This is a genomic window from Paraburkholderia sp. BCC1876, assembly GCF_902833695.1.
Classification (GTDB): domain Bacteria; phylum Pseudomonadota; class Gammaproteobacteria; order Burkholderiales; family Burkholderiaceae; genus Paraburkholderia.
Genome location: NZ_CADFGI010000002.1, coordinates 312,734 through 329,824 on the forward strand (window position 1 = coordinate 312,734; position 17,091 = coordinate 329,824).

Consider the following 17,091-nt stretch of genomic DNA (forward strand, 5'->3'; position numbering starts at 1 on the left):
ATGCGATCGTGCGTACCTTGCAGGTACGTGGTCCAATAGCGTGCTGCGACCGTAGCCGTGCTGTCGATCTGTCGATCTGTTGTGCTGTCCGGCGGCGCGGTCATGGACTCATTGGACGAATCGCGTGCATCAACGCTCGGAGGAACCGCAAATGAAGAAGAGATTCATACCGATGGCGCTCGCCGCTGTCATGTCGGCCGGCTTCGCGATCTATTCGCTGACGGCCTCGGCGACGCTCAAGCCGGGCGATGCCGCGCCGGCTTTCACTGCTGAGGCTTCGCTGGGTGGTAAGACCTATACCTATTCGCTCGCCGATGAGTTGAAGAAAGGGCCGGTGGTGCTGTATTTCTATCCGGCGGCTTTTACCAAGGGTTGCACGATCGAGGCGCATGAGTTCGCAGAGGCGGTCGATGAGTACAAGAAGTACGGTGCGACGGTGATTGGCGTGTCGCATGACAACATCGATACGTTGACGAAGTTTTCCGTGAGTGAATGCCGGAGTAAATTCCCGGTCGCGGCGGATGCGGATTCGAAGGTGATCGGCGCGTATGACGCGGGGTTTCCGATGCATGCGTCGATGGCGAATCGCGTGTCGTATGTGATCGCGCCGGATGGGAAGATTATTTACGAGTACACGAGTCTGTCGCCTGAGAAGCATGTTGAGAATACGCTCAAGGCTGTTAAGGAATGGGCGGCGGCGCATCCGCAGCAATAGGAGTTGTGGGTGCCTCTGGCGCAGTTTCTGCAATGGTTTTTTGCGGTGAGGGAGAGGCGTTGCTCGTGCTAGGCTGAAGTTCTTTGTCTTGTGAGCTTGTGATGCCGATTCTTGTCGTTCTCTTTGCGCTCGGCGCGGTGGTTTATGGCGCCGTGCGGGCGTTTTATGCCTTGCAGGCGGCTTTTGGGTTGGGTGTCGCGGTTGGCGTTGCCGTGCTGGCGGCTTTGATCTTGGTCGCTGCTGTTGCTGTTTGGTGGCGGCGTCGTCGGGATGTGGCGGCTAATGTTCGCGACGGCGATTGGACTCATTTGCTGCAAGGTGATTGGGGCTCTGTTCGGCTTGCTGCCGGCAAAAGGCTCTGTGAGGTTCGGCTCGGCGATCAGTTCGGGGCTTATATTTTTGCCGATTTGCTTGGGGCCGAGGTGCAGGTTCAAGGTGGGCAGTCTCAGGTCGCTCTTACGGTTAAAGACCCTAAGCGTCAAGTCTGGCTTCTGCCCATGACCAGTGAGCGGCAAGCCAGGCAGTGGACTCGGATTTTGTTGCTCGCTGTGGAGCAGAAGCTTTGATTTTTGCCTGCGGGGTGCTTTGGGTGGGTTCTTCGGATGTTGGCCTTTCCTTGCTGTCTTAGTGGTCTATTAGCGTTGCCCCTGTGCGGGGCGGCACTCACTTTTCTTTGCCTGCCGCAAAGCAAAGTAAGCAAAAGAAAGCGGCTCACACCGCCAGCTCATAAGCGGGTCCCCCGCGCAGCCACGGTAGTGGTGCATCTGGAATCCGTGCTCTCGCGCACTCCGCGGTCGTGACACAGCAGTCATTCTTCCGGCGGCGCTGCGCGCGCCGTGGCGGTCGTTCATGTACGGCCCCTGCTAAGCGGGTCCCTTGCGCAGCAGCGGTAGTGGTGCGTCTGGAATCTGTGCTCTCGCACACTCCGCGTTCGTGACACAGCAGTCATTCTTCCGGTGGCACCGCGCGCGTCGTCAAGGTACTTCATGTACCCGTCGCGGCGAATGAGTGACGCTGATCCGTTCGGCATCAAGGGGTTCTTGGCGCGCTGACAAGCACGTTGGGAAATTTCGGAAATGAGGCCGCCGTGCGCCATTTAGCCTAGGCGGGCGATCACTCCTGATGCCTTACGTTTTAGACTCGTTTTGTCGTGTATGTCACGACAAACGGGTTTCACAGCCTGTTAAACGCAACGTCCCACAGGCCTGCTAGCGCAGGCGTGCGGCTGCCTTTGCACGTCTCTTTCCATTGGGCGGGCCTTGGCGGGGGAGCCTCACGGCTCGCCGGTTTTTGGCGTTGCGTACCGGTCTGTGAACCCTGCCAATGTGCCCGCTCACCCAATTTTTTCAGGCTAGTGTCGGGCGATCCAAGTCAGCAACTGGAGATCGCACATGAGTAAATCCCCCAAGAGTTCTCGAACCGTTTTGCGCCCGTCGGTTGATGCCATTCAATACGAAAAACTTGCGCTATCGGCTTTCCGTCTTATTGAGCGGCAAATAGATCAACTGGAAAAACTATTGACGCTGGCAACTTCGATTTATCAGAACCCGGCTATCACGCTCGACGAGAGACATCGCCAGCGCACGCTTCTGGGACTCTGGATCGAAACCGGCGAAGACTATCGTCAAGAAGTCGAGGTGGACCGGGAGTTGTACGGCATCATCGCGCTGGATGCGAAGGGTGTTCCTCAAATGCATCTGACGGCGCGTCACGCAACGGAGCTTCTGACGACGGCGGGGCAACGGGCATCCGACAGCGGCGAGAATACCCCTGTGACCGGGCCGATGCCGAGCAAGCGAGTTCGCACCAAGACTTCATCGCGGCGCGGGGTGGTAGCGCACTAAGGTTGGCTCACGGCCGATGAAAGAGACGCGATCATGAATTGCCCTCGGGAGCTTGAACGGGCACTCGATTTTGGGTGTCCGATTCGCTGAGTGCGCGCTCGCCGATTGGGGACTACCGCAGCGCGATTTGACGCAGAGTGTGCGAGAACCCAGATTCCAGATGTGCCACTACCGTGCCTGAGCGAGAAACCCGTTAAAGAGCTGGCGGTGCGTGAACGACCGCCGCGGCGCGCGTAGCGCTGCCGGAAGAATGACTGCTGTGTCACGAACGTGGAATGTGCGAGAACACAGATTCCAGATGCACCACTACCGCCACTGCGCGAGGAACCCGCTTAGCAGGGGCCGTGCATGAACAACCGCGACGGCGCGCGCAGCGCCGCCGGAAGAATGACTGCTGTGCCACGAACGCCGAATGTGCGAGAACACAGATTCCAGATGAGCCACTACCGTGGCTGTGCGAGAAACCCACTTCAGAATTAGCGGTGTGAGCGGCTTTCTCTTGCTGACTTCTCTTTGCCGCGGCAAAGAGAAGTTAGTGCCGCCCCGCACAGGGGCAACGCTAATAGACCACTAAGAAAGCAAGGAGAGGCCAACACCACACGCACGCAACCAAAAGCGCCGCGCAGGCAAAAAAAATCAAACCGCCGCAGGCCGCTGCCGCCGAGCCTTCCTGGACTCCCACCGCACCCGAATCCGATCCATATAAAGATAAACAACGGGCGTGGTGTAAAGCGTGAGCATTTGACTGACGATCAACCCGCCGACGATAGCAATGCCCAGAGGCGCCCTCAACTCAGCCCCTTCTCCGCGCCCAAAAGCCAGCGGCAGCGCCCCAAGCAAAGCAGCACAAGTCGTCATCATAATCGGCCGAAACCGCAGCAAACACGCTTGATGAATCGCATCGCGAGAGGACAGCCCTTGCCGAGAAGCCTCAATAGCAAAGTCCACCATCATGATGGCATTCTTCTTAACGATACCAATGAGAAGAATCACGCCAATAAGAGCAATGATGCTGAACTCAGTCCTGAACAGCAACAAAGCCAGCAGAGCCCCAACCCCCGCCGAAGGCAAAGTCGACAGAATCGTGAGCGGATGAATATAGCTCTCATAAAGCATCCCAAGCACGATATAAACCGCCGCCAGCGCAGCCAGAATCAAAATCGGCTGATCCGACATCGACTGTTGAAACGCCTGCGCGGTGCCCTGGAAGCTGCCATGAATGGTGCCGGGCATCCCGATCTGAGCCATCGTGTCGTAAATCGCCTGAGTCGCCGTCGACAGTGACACACCCGGCGGCAAATTAAACGAAATAGTCGAAGCAACAAACTGGCTCTGATGGTTCACGGACAGCGGCGTATTCCCCGGCCCAAAACTGGCGATCGCCGACAACGGCACCATCGTCTCCTTGGAAGTCGACACAGCCGCCCCAGAAGAAGCACTCGACTTCCCACTCGCCGCAATTGAGTTGATCGCCTGATTCCGCGCCGAATCAGCAGCAATGCTTGCCACGCTGGAAGCCGTAGTCCCCGCCGCACCACCCGTAGACGCACTAGTGGAAGTAATCGCCGCCGCAGCAGCGGTCACCGTCCCCGCCGGCGCGTTTGTGGTCTGCGCACCGCTAGCACTCCCGCCCGACGTACTGACGTAAATCTGCTTCAGCATATCCGGGCTCTGCCAGTATTTCGGCGCGACTTCCATCACAACGTGATACTGGTTCAACGGGTTATAAATCGTCGACACCTGACGCTGCCCGAACGCGTCATACAAGGTGTTATCGATCTGCGCCGGCTTGATCCCCAACCGCGAAGCCGTCGCGCGATCGATCGTCACCATCGCTTCAAGGCCGCCTTGCTGCTGGTCCGAATTCACATCGGCGAGTTCAGGGCGCGCCTGCAGCGCTTCGGTCAGCAACGGCCCCCACTTGTACAGGTCGGGCGTCGAATCGGCGAGCAACGTGAACTGATATTGCGCGTTCGATTGCCGTCCGCCGACGCGAATATCCTGCACCGCCTGCAAGAACGTCCGCGCGCCGGCTACGTCGCCGAGCGGGGCGCGTAGTTGCTGGATCACCTGATCCGCCGACAACTTGCGCTCGCTCTTCGGCTTCAGCGTCACGAACATGAACCCGGAGTTGGTCTGCCGTCCACCGGTAAAGCCGGCCACGCTATCCACGGCGGGATTCTTGCCGACGATCTCCATCATCTCCGAGAACTTGCCTTTCATCGCCTGGAACGACGTGCTCTGGTCGGCCTGAATGCCGCCGATCATGCGCCCCGTGTCCTGCTGCGGAAAGAAGCCCTTCGGCACGATGATGTACAGCCACACGTTCAGCCCGATCGTCGCGATCAGAATCGTCACGATCAAACGCGGATGCAGCAGCGCCCATCCCAGCGTGCGCTCGTAGCCGCGCTGCATCTTCGCGAAGCCGCGTTCCAGCCACTGCGCGAAACGGCCTTCTTCCTTCTGCTCGTGCGGTTCGCGCAGCAGGCGCGAACACATCATCGGCGTGAGGGTGAGGGAGACGATCAGCGACACGCCAATCGCCAGCGACAGCGTCAGCGCGAACTCGCGGAACAGCCGCCCGACGATCCCGCCCATCAGCAGAATGGGCAGGAACACGGCGACCAGCGAGATACTGATCGACAGCACCGTAAAGCCCACCTCGCGCGCGCCGAGAAACGAAGCCTTCATGCGCGGCACGCCGTTCTCGATATGCCGTGAAATGTTCTCCAGCACCACGATCGCGTCGTCGACCACGAAGCCGGTCGCGATCGTTAAGGCCATTAACGATAAGTTGTCGATCGAAAAGCCCAGCATATACATCGCGCCGAACGTACCGATGATCGAAATCGGCACGGCGATACTCGGAATCAGCGTTGCGCGCCAGTTGCGCAGGAACAGGAACACGACCATCGTGACCAGGGCGACGGCGATCAGCAGCGTGCGCTCGGTGTCCTTCAGCGACGCGCGGATCGTGGTCGAGCGATCGCCCGCCGGCGCGATATCGACATCGGCCGGCAGCGACGCGTGCAGTTGCGGCAGCATCGCCATCACGCGGTCAATGGTGTCGATAATGTTCGCGCCCGGCTGACGGTACAGAATCACCAGCACCGAACGCTTGCCGTTGAAGAGGCCAAGGTTGCGCAGATCTTCGACCGAATCGACCACCTCGGCGACGTCGGACAGCTTCACCGCCGAGCCGTTGCGATACGCGATGATCAGATCCTTATACTGCGACGCCTTGCTCGCCTGATCGTTGGTATAGATCTGCACGCGGTTCGCGCCGAACTCGATCGACCCTTTCGGGCTGTTCGCATTCGCCGCGGCCAACGCCGCGCGCACGTCCTCGAGACCGATGCCGTAGTGGGACAGCATATTCGGCTCGAGTTCGACGCGCACGGCCGGATTCGCCGAGCCACTCACGTCCACCTCACCGACGCCGTCCACCTGCGACAGCGACTGCTGCAGCACCGTCGCCGCGGAGTCGTACAACTGCCCGGCGGTCAGCGTCTTCGAGGTGAGCGCCAGAATCAGAATCGGCGCGTCGGCCGGATTGACCTTGTGATACGTCGGGTTGCTGCGCAAGCTCGCCGGCAGATCGGCGCGCGCGGCATTGATGGCCGCCTGCACGTCGCGCGCGGCGCCGTCGATGTCGCGATTCAAGCCGAATTGCAGCGTGATACGGGTCGAGCCGACCGAGCTCATCGACGTCATTTCGGTGACGTCGGCAATCGAGCCGAGATGCCGTTCAAGCGGACTGGCCACGCTCGTGGCCACCGTATCCGGGCTCGCGCCCGGCAAGCTGGCCTGCACCGAGATGGTCGGGAAATCGACCTGCGGCAGCGGTGCGACCGGCAGCTTGGTGAACGCGAACACGCCGGCCAGCGCAATGCCGACCGCCAGCAGCGTGGTGGCGACCGGGCGGGAGATAAACGGACGCGACAGGTTCATCGCTCAGTTCCCTGCGTCGGTGGCGGGCGGAGTAGGCTTGCCACGGTTAAATCGTTCACGCGCGCGACGGCCGAGCGAGTCGAACGCGAGGTAGATCACCGGCGTGGTGAACAGCGTCAGCAACTGGCTGACGATCAGACCGCCCGCAATCGCGATACCCAGCGGCCGGCGCAGTTCCGAACCCGCGCCCGTGCCGAGCATCAGCGGCAGCGCGCCGAGCAGGGCGGCGAGCGTGGTCATCAGAATCGGCCGGAAACGCAGCAGACACGCCTGATAGATCGCCTCGCGCGGCGGCTTGCCTTCCTCGCGTTCGGCGTAGAGCGCGAAGTCGATCATCATGATCGCGTTCTTCTTCACGATACCGATCAGCAGCACGATGCCGATAATCCCGATGATGTCGAGATCGTGCCCGGTGATCAGCAGCGCGAGCAATGCGCCGACGCCGGCGGAGGGCAGCGTCGACAGAATCGTGATCGGGTGGATAAAGCTCTCGTACAGCACGCCGAGCACGATATACATCGTGACGATGGCCGCCAGAATCAGGAACAGTTCGTTCGACAGCGACGCCTGGAACGCCAGCGCGGCGCCCTGATAACGCGTCTGGAACGACGCCGGCAAGCCGATGTCCTTCTGCGCCTGGTCGATCGCCTTGACCGCGGCGCCGAGCGACGAGCCCTGCGCGAGGTTGAACGAGACGGTCGTGGCGGGGAACTGGCTCAGGTGCGTGACCAGCAGTGGCGCGGGCTTCTCGGTGAAGCGCGCGATCGACGACAGCGGCACCTGGCCGCCCGACGACGTGGAGGAGGGCAGGTAGATCGAATTCAGCGAGTCGGTGTAGTGCTGCATCGACGGCTGGGCTTCCAGGATTACGCGGTACTGGTTCGACTGCGTGAAGATGGTCGAGATGATGCGCTGGCCGAACGCGTCGTACAGCGCGCTATCCACGGTGGCCGGCGTGATGCCGTAACGCGACGCCGTGGCGCGGTCGATCTCGATGTACACCGACTGGCCGTTGTCCTGCAGATCGGTCGCGACATCGGCGAGTTCGGGCGACTGCTTCAAGCGGTCGACCAGCTTCGGCACCCACGTCGTGAATTCGCTGATATTCGGATCGGTCAGGATGAACTGATACTGCGTCGGGCTGACGGTCGCGTCGATCGTCAGATCCTGCACCGGCTGCATGAACAGCGACGCGCCCGCGATATGCTGCACATCTTTCTGCAACTGGCGGATCACATCGCTCGCGGTGTTGCTGCGGTCGTCGCGCGGCTTCAGGTTGATTAGCATGCGGCCGCTGTTCAGCGTGATGTTGCTGCCGTCCACGCCGATAAACGAGGTCAGGCTTTCCACGTCCGGATTCTTCAGGATCTGCGCGGCGAGTTCCTGCTGACGCTCGGCCATCGACGCATACGATACCGACTGCGGCGCCTGCGTGATCGCCTGGATCACGCCGGTGTCCTGCACCGGGAAGAAGCCCTTCGGAATGTACACGTACAGCACACCGGTCAGCACCAGCGTCAGCAGCGCGACGAACAAGGTGGAGCGTTGCCGGTTCAGCACCCACGTCAGCGCAACGGCGTAACGCGCGATCACCCAGTCGATCGAACGGTGCGCCTTCGCTTCGAAGCGATGGCTCTCGTGCGGCGGCGTGTGGCGCAGCAGCTTCGCGCACATCATCGGCACGAGCGTGAGCGACACCACCGCCGAAATCACGATCGTCACCGCCAGCGTGATCGCGAATTCGTGGAACAGACGGCCCACCACGTCGCCCATGAACAGCAGCGGAATCAGCACGGCGATCAGCGACACTGTCAGCGAAATGATCGTGAAGCCGATCTGCTTCGAGCCCTTCAGCGCGGCTTCGAGCGGATCTTCGCCTTCTTCGACGTAACGCGCGATGTTCTCGATCATCACGATCGCGTCGTCGACCACGAAGCCGGTCGCGATGGTCAGCGCCATGAGCGACAGGTTGTCTAGCGAGAAGCCGCACAGGTACATCACGGCGAGCGTGCCGATCAGCGACAGCGGCACCGACAGACTCGGAATGATGGTTGCGTAGACGTTGGCGAGGAACAGGTACATGACCAGCACCACCAGCACGACCGACATGGCCAGCTCGAACTGCACGTCGCGCACGGAGGCGCGGATCGTGGTGGTGCGGTCGGTAACGATCTGCACGTCGAGCGCGGCCGGCAGCGATTGCTGCAATTGCGGCAGCAGCGCCTTGATGCTGTCCACCACCTGAATCACGTTCGCGCCCGGCTGGCGCTGCACGTTCAGAATGATCGCGGGCGTTCCGTCCACCCACGCGCCGAGCTTGGTGTTCTCCGCGCCCTGCACGATGGTCGCGACGTCGGTCAGCATCACCGCGCGGCCGTTCTTGTAGGCGATCACGGCGCTCTTGTACGCTTCGGCGTCGGTCAGCTGGTCGTTCGCGTTGATCGTGTAGTTGCGCGTCGGGCCGTCGAAGTTACCCTTCGGCGTGTTGACGTTCAGGTTCGAAATCGTGGTGCGCAGATCGTCCAGATTCAGACCGTACGCGGCGAGCGCGCGCGGGTTCGCCTGAATCCGCACGGCAGGGCGTTGGCCACCCGACAGGCTCACCAGACCCACGCCCGCGACCTGCGAAATTTTCTGCGCGAGACGCGTGTCGGCCAGATCCTGCACATCGGTCAGCGGCATCGTCTTCGACGTGATGGCCAGCGTGATGATCGGCGCGTCGGCCGGATTCACCTTCGCGTAGATCGGCGGCGCGGGCAGGTCCGACGGCAGCAGATTGCCCGCCGCGTTGATTGCGGCCTGGACTTCCTGCTCGGCGATATCGAGCGGCAAATCGAGGCTGAACTGCAGCGTGATGATCGACGAACCGGCCGAGCTTTGCGACGACATCTGATTCAGCGACGGCATCTGCCCGAACTGCCGTTCGAGCGGCGCGGTCACGGACGAGGTCATCACGTCCGGGCTCGCGCCCGGATAGAAGGTCTGCACCTGGATGGTCGGATAGTCGACTTCGGGCAACGCGGAGAGCGGCAGGAAGCGCAGCGCGACGAGACCGACCAGCATGATCGCCGCCATCAGCAGCGCGGTGCCGACGGGACGCAGAATAAAGGCGCGGGATGGATTCATGCGGTAAGTGCTGTGCCTTTATTGCGAGTCTTGCGTCGCGTGTTTGCGATGGTGTCCACGCGTGCCGGATGCGCCCGAGGCCGCGGCTGCGCCGCTGGCACCGTGGGCGCCGCTTGCACCGTGTGCGCCCGACGCGCCGCGCGGCTTGTCGGCCGGAATCGTGATCTTGGCGCCTTCCTTCAGGCGGTCCGAACCGTCGATCACCACGCGCTCGCCAACCTGCACACCGGACTTGATGCTGGTGCGCTCGCCGTCCACCGGGCCGACCTTGACCGGGCGCACGGTGACCGTGTTGTCCGCCTTCACGACGTAGACGAACTGGCCCATCGAGCCGTTCAGCACGGCGGTAGTCGGCACGATCACCGCGTCTTTGATCGTATCGACCAGCAGGCGCGTGTTGACGAACTGATTCGGGAACAGCAGGTTGTTGGGGTTCTGGAAGTTCGCACGCAGCTTGACGGTGCCGGTGGTGGTGTCGATCTGGTTATCCAGCGTTTCGAGCGAGCCGCCTTCGAGCGACGTGGTATTGCTGCGGTCGTAGGCCGTGACCGACAGCTTCGCGCCCGTCTGGGTCTGCTGGAGGATCTGCTGCAGGTTGTCTTCGGAGGTCGTGAAGATCACGCTGATCGGCTGCAACTGCGTAATCACGACGAGGCCATTGGTCAGGCTCGGCGTCACGTAGTTGCCCGGATCGACCTGGCGCAAACCGACGCGCCCCGACACCGGCGCGGTGATACGCGCGTAGATCAGGTCGAGCTTATAGGTATCGATGTTCGCCTGGTCGGACTTGACCGTGCCTTCGTATTGCCGCACCAGCGAGGCTTGCGTATCGACCTGCTGACTCGCGATCGAGTCTTGTGAAAGCAGCGTCTGATAGCGCTTCAGATCGAGGCGGGCGGTTTGCAGCAGCGCCTGGTCGCGGGCGAGCGTGCCTTGCGCGTTTTCAAGCGAGATCTGATACGGGCGCGGGTCGATCTGGGCGAGCACGTCGCCCTTCCTGACCATCTGGCCTTCCTTGAAGAACACGTTCTGCAGCACGCCGCTCAACTGCGGCAGCACGGTGACGTTGGCCAGCGGAGTGACCGTGCCGAGCGCGGTCAGCACCACCGGCATTTCGCCTTGCGTGGCGGTGGCCACGTGAACCGGTTGCGCCAGGTTGGCCATGGCCGCGCCACGGCCGCCACGACCGCCGCCGCTCGCGCCACTGGCGCCGGCTGCTCCGCTTGCGCCGCCGCCGGGACCGCCCCACGGATGCCAGCGCCACAGCACGACGCCGAGGATCACCAGTGCCGCCACGATCAGCGCGATGTTCCGGCCGCGATGCCGCTTGACCGCGCCGGGCGCGGAGCCGGGCACATGCGCTGGGCCGCCGGTAGTGGACGGTTGGGAGGCCGGAGTAACAGGGCGAGTGGTTTCCGAATGCTTTTGTTGTTCGTCCATCGGTTCGGTCTGGTGGCTGGCTTTGAGGTGAGCCGCTCGCGCGGTCGAGCCGCTTCGACTACAGGCGGACCGGCACGCGGGCGTGACAGGCGGTTTCGACAGCGGGAGCGCCGTGCTTGTTCTGCGCGATGCTACCCGAGGCGCGGGACAAAGATGTTAACGCAATGCGGCGTCAATAAACGGTAGCCGGATGTTATCGAAGGGGATAACGCCCAGCCGGAGCCGCGGCCCGCGACGGGAATGCATGATCCTACGTCGTCGGCTCTGTAACAGTCCACCCGCGTTTTTTTCGTTTGATTACGAAGGTTACAGGATGTCTTGACGTTGTCATGGCCACCGGCCGGCGAGTGCCGCGGCGTATCAGGTGTCGAGTCGGCGCCCCGGCGTGCCGCCGATTTCGAGCATGATGTGTTCGACGCATTCGAGCAGGGCAGGCGCCGCGCGCGAAATCAGCCAGTCGCGCGGACACTGGTCGGCGGAGCCGCCGCAATTGACCGCATAGCGCTCACCGGACGGGCCGGTGAAGCCCAGTGCAATCGCGTTCAAGCCGTTGTGCCATTCGCCGGTGGCGATCGCGTAACCGCGTTCGATGGTGTCCTCAAGCGCCGCGTCAAGTCGGCTGCCGACGTGGCCCCAGTCGTCGCCTTCGGCGGCCTGCAGGCCGATCAGCAGCTTGTCCCGATCTGCGGGTGCGAGTGCGGCCAGATAGGCGCGGCCGATGGCGGTGCGGCTCAGATTCATTCGCGAGCCGATTTCGAGGCGCGACACGAGCACGGCCGAACGCGGACGGATCGCGTCGATCACCACCATGTCGAGACGGTCGCGCACGGCCAGATGCACGGACAGCGCGGTGCGTTCGGCGAGTGCGATCAGGAACGGCCGCGCGCGCGCCCGGATATCGAAGTTGCGCAGAAAGCCGTTGCTCAACTCCAGCACCGACGAGGTCAGCACGAAGCGCTCGCTGTCCGGCAGCCGGAACAGAAAACCCGCGCCGACCAGCGTGGCGGTGATGCGCGACACGGTCGGCTTGGGAATGCCGGTCAGTTCGGTCAGCTCGCGATTGCTGAGCGGCGCGTCGGCCGCGGCGACTGCGCGCAATACGGTCAGACCGCGGGCCAGCGCGGTGACTTCTTCGCTCGAACCGTCTTTGTCTTTCAGCGGATCCACGTCGGGCCGGGAGGGCTTAGGTCTGTTCATGTGGTTTTTGTGGAACTTTATTTCAGTTTTTTGAACACAGCCGCTTTGGCGACCGTCCCGAAAAGCGTCGTCAGGGAGCCCCAAAATGGGGCATCGACTGTATTTTTCATCAGAAGATTCATTGTATCGGAATATTTTGCCGGGACGAGCAGCGGCTCTTTAGATTTTGCTTGACTTAGTCAGCATAACCATAAAAAATGGAATCTCATTTCGAAAGACGGTTTCAGGTTCCGCATTTTGAAGTTCAGGAACCCGCCGTGGCCCGCGCAGTGTCTGGTCGAGTGTCTTCAAACAGTCCACCGTAACAGTCTGTGCCGTGCGTCCTTCTGGGCGCCGCATCGTTGGGTCAAATCTTTCGAATACCGTCTCTCAGGTTCTAGCACGGCCCTCGGAATGGCTAGAACTTTTTAAGGCGTCACGGCAACGTGACGCCTTTTTTTTCGCCTGTCGGATACGCGTGACATTTCCGGTAAGAGAGTTATTTTTAACCCCAGGGAATAATCGCGCGTGGCTGATGTTTAGTCGATAGGGCGTGCTGAATTCACGCGCCCGGCGGAGAACCCGATGCGTGGTCATAGACGTTCCGGCAGTCGCGTTAAATCGGATCACGGTTTCATCGTCGTGGTGGCGATGTGCGTCGCGCTGCTGGTTTCGCTGACGGCGCGCGCCGCGGCCGCCGACGAGGTTCAACGCGTGGCGCCGGTCGCCTGCAATGACGAAGCGACGTCGGGCGCGAGCGGTGGTGATCTGGCCGGCTTCGCCTGTTTGTCCGCGGGGGAGCAGGCAAACGTCATCCGTGAACGTATTGACGACGGCACGCTCGGCGCCATGCCGGACTCGCGGCTGATTGCGCTGATCGACGCAATGAAGCCGGAGGCGATCGTGGCCTACACCCGCGTCACGATTGGCGCCGGCAGTTCGTACGAATACTGGATGCGGCGTCGCGAACGGGTGAACGGGAAATGGCCGACGCAAGCCGATCATATGGAGGTCTACTGTCAGGACAGTCCGCAACGCGTGTACGTCAAGTGGCTGCCGGATGGCGCGCATGCGGGGCAGGAGATCATCTACGACGAGACCCGCGACCCGACACGTTTCCTGGGACATTTTGGCGGTGTGTGGCACTTCCTGTCCGGCAGATTCCAGGTCGACGGCACGTTTGCAAGGACCCAGTCACGCCATAGCGTGCGCGATCTCGGCTTGCAGTTCGTCGTCCACACGCTCGAACACGAAGAGGGCAGTTTCGAAGCGGAAGGTCTGAGCGCCAAACCGTCCCGTGTCGAAGTCGAGACCGCGAACAGCAAGCGGCTGCTCGCGCTCACCTGGGACGCGCCAGACGGGCCGCCCGCGCATTTCGCGCCACGCGTGACGCTGACCTTCGATCTGCACCGCCCGCAACTCCACAGCGTGATCGCGGCGGAGGCGAGCGGCGAGCCGCTCGAAGAGATCGACTTCGAGCAAATCGTGCCTCATGCATGGACGGATGAAGCCTTCGATCCGCATAACCCGAGCTACGACTTTCGTTAGCGCCTCGTGCCCGGAAGCCGAGGCTCGACGTATGGTCGGAACACGCTGGTTCGAAGGCGCTCAGAGCAACTGCAAATGCTCGACGAGAATCACGCAGCCGATGCCGATCAACACGACGCCGCCCGCCATTTCCGCGCGCTTGCCGACCACGTCGCCGATCACACGGCCAAGCAGCACGCCGATCGTGACCATCGTCGCCGTGGCCAGACCGATTGCCGCCGCGGTGGAGTAAATGTTGACGTCGACGAAAGCGAGACCCGCACCGACCGCCATGGCGTCGATACTCGTGGCGAAGCCCGTCAGCGCCAGCAACCAGAACGAGTGCGCGGCCGGTTTCTTTTCGTCGGCTTCGCTGGCCTTGAAGCCGTTGCGGATCATGCGGGCGCCGAGAATAGCCAGCAGCGCGAACGCGATCCAGTGATCCCACGCGGAAACATATTGCGCCGCCGCTTTGCCGATGAACCATCCAATCAGCGGTGTCAGCGCTTCGATTACGCCGAAGATGAGACCCGTGCGTAGCGCTTCGCGCCAGTGGGGACGATGCAACGTGGCGCCTTTGCCGATAGCGGCGGCGAAGGCGTCGGTGGACATGGCGAAAGCAAGGAACAGTGTGGCGACGGGATTCATGAAAGGAGGCGCTCAAGGTCGGGCGGAAACCGCGACACACCACGGCGCCCGACCGGTCGCGTGATGTGTCGATGGTCTTGCCAACCCAAGGGCTACCTGCACCACGGTCTGAGCGACCGAGAATGTTGACGCAGGCGCTTCTAAGCAAATAGAAGCCGGCTACTCCCCAAAGACAGCGGCGAGCATAGCATGATTGAAAGGCTTATGTAATGACGTTCGCGTGATCTCGTGCTCGCGATCCATCCGCAGCAGCAATGGGCTAGGCGACGAGGTCGTCCAGCCGTTCGTCCTTGATGCCCGCAGGCTCGAGATGGGCGACGACGTCGGCCGCCTGGAATAAACGCTGCGCTGCTTTTTCGGCGTTGTCGCCGATCGTATGGCCTTCTTCGACCGTGAGCGATCCGTCGACTTCCACGTGAAACTCGACGAAGAACCGGTCGCCGCCATTGCGAGTCCGCAGGTCGTGCAAGCCTTTCACGCCGTCGCAACCGAGCACCGCGGCTTCGATCCGCGCGCGATCCGTTTCATCGAGTTCGCGGTCGAGCAGTTGCAGCAGCGCATGCGCCGCCATGCCCCGCGCATTCCACAGCATGTACACGGAGATGGCCAGTGCGCCGATGGCATCGGCACGCGTCCAGCCGAGAAAACGTTCGAGCAGAAGCGCGACCAGAACCGCGAGATTGACGGCCACGTCGGTCACATAGTGAGCCCGGTCGGCGGCGATCGCGGTGGAACCGGTGCGCCGGACCACGAGCGTTTGCATACCGACGAGTCCGGCCGCGATCACCGAACTGCCCACGATCACCCAGATGCCGAAGCCGGTCTGATTCAGCGGCTGAGGCACGAACAGACGATGGATGGACTCCACGCCGAGTCCGAGCGCGGCACCTGCCAGCAGCAGCGCCTGGACAAAAGCGGCGACCGCTTCCGCTTTGCCGTGACCGTAGCGATGCCCGCGATCGGCCGGCCGCGCGGCATAGCGGACACCCGCGAACGTCACCGAGGACGCCACGACGTCCACCAGCCCATCGGCCGCCGAGGTCAGCAGGGAAATGGAGTCCGTTGCCAGCCACGCCCACACCTTGACGACGACCAGCCCCAGCGCGACCGCAAGCGCGATCACGGAGGCCATGCGTCGTAGTGCTTCGTCGGACATGCGTTCGGACATCGTGTCGGCCTCTCTAGCGGGACAGGGGATCAGAACATCGGGTGGGCGTCGGGGTAAAGCGCCGTGCGCAACGCCAGGCCACCGAGCACCACGAAGATGATCGCCGCCAGTATATGCACGGCCTTCGTCGGCAGACGGTCGGCGAACTTGTGTCCCAGATAGATCACCGGCACGTTGGCCAGCATCATGCCCAGGGTCGTGCCGGCCACCACACCGAAAAATTCGTGGAATCGCGCCGCCAGCGCGACCGTCACGATTTGCGTCTTATCGCCCATTTCCGCGATGAAGAAGGTGATCGCGGTCGTGCCGAACACGCCCATTGAATCTTTCATGGGCACGGTGTCGGCGTCGTCGAGCTTGTCGGGGATCAGAATCCACACCGCCATGACCGCGAACGACGCCACGACCGCCCAGTTCATGATCTCCGGCCGGATGACGCTGGCGAGCCAGGCGCCTAGCGCGCCGGAGCAGGCGTGATTGATCAGGGTCGCGGCAAACACGCCAAGTACGATCGGGATGGGTTTGCGATACCGCGCGGCCAGAACCAGCGACAGCAACTGGGTCTTGTCGCCGATTTCGGCGAGCCCGACCACGCTTGTGGAGACGAGGAATGATTGCATGGGGATTTTTTATAACCGGGCCGCACGGTCAATACACGATGACACGCACTCCCGCGACCCGGCTGGTGGGAGTGTGAGTCATCGGTCTTGCCAGGCGAAACGCTGCGCGCGCCATGACCGGTCTGGCGACCGGGCAAGTATGTTGACGCGAGCCCCTGAACATAAAGTCCAGGGCGGCTACTCCCCGAAGAGGGGCCGATTATAGCTGCCGGCTTGTGACCGGAGCAAGGCGTTTGGCCAGGTCGTGCGGCGCGTTCACTCGAAAGACGCCGCTCGCCGCGCGCTCCGTGCGCGTTTCAGTGCGCCGTTAGTTCGCCGTTGCCGTTAGCGCGACAGCAGCGAGACGGTGGCGATACCGAGCATGGTCATCATCAGCGACGCGCCGACGTGAAGCGCGATCTCGCCCGCCGCCCAGCCGAGCCGGCCGTCCTGCAGGCGTTGCACGACTTCCGCGGAAAACGTGGAGAAGGTCGACAGTCCGCCCATCAGACCCGTGATGACGAACAGCCGCCATTCCGGCGCGATCTGCGGCGCGCGCGCGAAACCGGCGACCGCGACGCCGATCACATAGCCGGCGATCACATTGGCGGCGAAGGTGCCGAGCGGCAGGCCGGTGAACAGGCCGTTCAGGCGGATGCCGAGAAACCAGCGGAATAGCGAACCGAGTGCGCCGCCAATGGCGACGGCGAGAATGGACCAATACATGGGAAGAGACCTGGCAAGACTGGAGTGTCGACAAACCGGGCGGGGCGGACGACGCGCGATGCCGCGTCCGCAATCATCCGGGCGTAGCAGGCATCATCAGCCCGAGGGCGGTTAAGGGAGAATGCCATCTCCAGCGCGCAAGTCTAACATCGGCGAATGCTGGTGGGGACA

At 62.3% G+C, this 17,091-nt stretch carries 12 protein-coding genes and 3 riboswitches; of the genes, 4 read left to right on the forward strand and 8 right to left on the reverse strand.

The genetic code is table 11. From position 1 onward, the window contains the following. The first annotated feature begins 151 nt into the window (after positions 1–151). The 3 genes from HWY05_RS07835 (at position 152) to HWY05_RS07845 (ending at position 2,559) form a co-directional block, all read left to right on the forward strand. Positions 152–715: a peroxiredoxin gene (locus HWY05_RS07835; RefSeq protein WP_035551056.1), complete on the forward strand. Its 564-nt coding sequence runs from the start codon at positions 152–154 to the stop codon at positions 713–715. Positions 716–816: 101 nt separating this feature from the next. Further along, the gene (locus HWY05_RS07840; protein WP_035551054.1) at positions 817–1,281 is read left to right on the forward strand and encodes a hypothetical protein; all 465 of its coding nucleotides are present in this window, start codon (positions 817–819) and stop codon (positions 1,279–1,281) included. Between the two features lie 825 nt (positions 1,282–2,106). Next, positions 2,107–2,559, forward strand: a complete 453-nt coding sequence (locus HWY05_RS07845; protein WP_035551052.1) for a hypothetical protein — start codon at positions 2,107–2,109, stop codon at positions 2,557–2,559. Between the two features lie 636 nt (positions 2,560–3,195). On the opposite strand, the gene HWY05_RS07850 is transcribed toward HWY05_RS07845, so the two are convergent. The 4 genes from HWY05_RS07850 to HWY05_RS07865 all read right to left on the reverse strand — a co-directional run bounded on the left by HWY05_RS07850 (position 3,196) and on the right by HWY05_RS07865 (position 12,273). Beyond that, entirely contained in the window at positions 3,196–6,510 is a 3,315-nt protein-coding gene (locus tag HWY05_RS07850) for an efflux RND transporter permease subunit (protein WP_035551049.1), read from the reverse strand. 3 nt (positions 6,511–6,513) lie between these two features. After that, entirely contained in the window at positions 6,514–9,636 is a 3,123-nt protein-coding gene (locus tag HWY05_RS07855; RefSeq protein WP_176057975.1) for an MdtB/MuxB family multidrug efflux RND transporter permease subunit, read from the reverse strand. A gap of 18 nt (positions 9,637–9,654) precedes the next feature. Further along, positions 9,655–11,076, reverse strand: coding sequence for an MdtA/MuxA family multidrug efflux RND transporter periplasmic adaptor subunit (locus tag HWY05_RS07860; RefSeq protein WP_176057976.1), 1,422 nt, complete (start codon positions 11,074–11,076; stop codon positions 9,655–9,657). Positions 11,077–11,436: 360 nt separating this feature from the next. Then, complete coding sequence (locus HWY05_RS07865; protein ID WP_035551040.1) at positions 11,437–12,273, reverse strand: IclR family transcriptional regulator; 837 nt, start codon at positions 12,271–12,273, stop codon at positions 11,437–11,439. Between the two features lie 564 nt (positions 12,274–12,837). Between HWY05_RS07865 and HWY05_RS07870 the strand changes: the two genes are divergently transcribed. After that, entirely contained in the window at positions 12,838–13,800 is a 963-nt protein-coding gene (locus HWY05_RS07870; protein WP_176057977.1) for a DUF1571 domain-containing protein, read from the forward strand. Positions 13,801–13,860: 60 nt separating this feature from the next. Here the strand turns inward: HWY05_RS07870 and mntP are convergent, their stop codons facing one another. The 4 genes from mntP to crcB form a co-directional block, all read right to left on the reverse strand. Next, positions 13,861–14,427, reverse strand: coding sequence for a manganese efflux pump MntP (gene mntP / locus HWY05_RS07875; protein ID WP_035551038.1), 567 nt, complete (start codon positions 14,425–14,427; stop codon positions 13,861–13,863). Between the two features lie 12 nt (positions 14,428–14,439). Further along, positions 14,440–14,607: riboswitch (yybP-ykoY riboswitch) on the reverse strand. 79 nt (positions 14,608–14,686) lie between these two features. After that, a complete protein-coding gene (locus HWY05_RS07880; RefSeq protein ID WP_244146548.1) occupies positions 14,687–15,595 on the reverse strand; it encodes a cation diffusion facilitator family transporter in 909 nt (302 codons plus the stop codon). Positions 15,596–15,624: 29 nt separating this feature from the next. Continuing rightward, positions 15,625–16,215 carry a TMEM165/GDT1 family protein gene (locus HWY05_RS07885; protein ID WP_051980531.1) on the reverse strand — a complete coding sequence of 197 codons (591 nt, stop codon included), beginning with the start codon at positions 16,213–16,215 and terminating at the stop codon, positions 15,625–15,627. A gap of 7 nt (positions 16,216–16,222) precedes the next feature. Next, a riboswitch (yybP-ykoY riboswitch) is annotated at positions 16,223–16,413 on the reverse strand. A 126-nt stretch (positions 16,414–16,539) separates the two neighbouring features. Beyond that, complete coding sequence (gene crcB, locus HWY05_RS07890) at positions 16,540–16,920, reverse strand: fluoride efflux transporter CrcB (protein WP_035551031.1); 381 nt, start codon at positions 16,918–16,920, stop codon at positions 16,540–16,542. An 80-nt stretch (positions 16,921–17,000) separates the two neighbouring features. After that, a riboswitch (Fluoride riboswitch) is annotated at positions 17,001–17,061 on the reverse strand. Between the last annotated feature and the right edge of the window lie 30 nt (positions 17,062–17,091).

Bases quoted from the DNA above. Each gene is read 5' to 3' on its own strand.
- mntP (WP_035551038.1), bottom strand. From the start codon at position 14,427: ATGAATCCCGTCGCCACACTGTTCCTTGCTTTCGCCATGTCCACCGAC.
- HWY05_RS07850 (WP_035551049.1), bottom strand. From the start codon at position 6,510: ATGAACCTGTCGCGTCCGTTTATCTCCCGCCCGGTCGCCACCACGCTG.
- HWY05_RS07870 (WP_176057977.1), top strand. From the start codon at position 12,838: ATGCGTGGTCATAGACGTTCCGGCAGTCGCGTTAAATCGGATCACGGT.
- HWY05_RS07880 (WP_244146548.1), bottom strand. From the start codon at position 15,595: ATGTCCGAACGCATGTCCGACGAAGCACTACGACGCATGGCCTCCGTG.
- HWY05_RS07865 (WP_035551040.1), bottom strand. From the start codon at position 12,273: ATGAACAGACCTAAGCCCTCCCGGCCCGACGTGGATCCGCTGAAAGAC.
- HWY05_RS07845 (WP_035551052.1), top strand. From the start codon at position 2,107: ATGAGTAAATCCCCCAAGAGTTCTCGAACCGTTTTGCGCCCGTCGGTT.
- HWY05_RS07860 (WP_176057976.1), bottom strand. From the start codon at position 11,076: ATGGACGAACAACAAAAGCATTCGGAAACCACTCGCCCTGTTACTCCG.
- HWY05_RS07835 (WP_035551056.1), top strand. From the start codon at position 152: ATGAAGAAGAGATTCATACCGATGGCGCTCGCCGCTGTCATGTCGGCC.
- HWY05_RS07840 (WP_035551054.1), top strand. From the start codon at position 817: ATGCCGATTCTTGTCGTTCTCTTTGCGCTCGGCGCGGTGGTTTATGGC.
- crcB (WP_035551031.1), bottom strand. From the start codon at position 16,920: ATGTATTGGTCCATTCTCGCCGTCGCCATTGGCGGCGCACTCGGTTCG.
- HWY05_RS07885 (WP_051980531.1), bottom strand. From the start codon at position 16,215: ATGCAATCATTCCTCGTCTCCACAAGCGTGGTCGGGCTCGCCGAAATC.
- HWY05_RS07855 (WP_176057975.1), bottom strand. From the start codon at position 9,636: ATGAATCCATCCCGCGCCTTTATTCTGCGTCCCGTCGGCACCGCGCTG.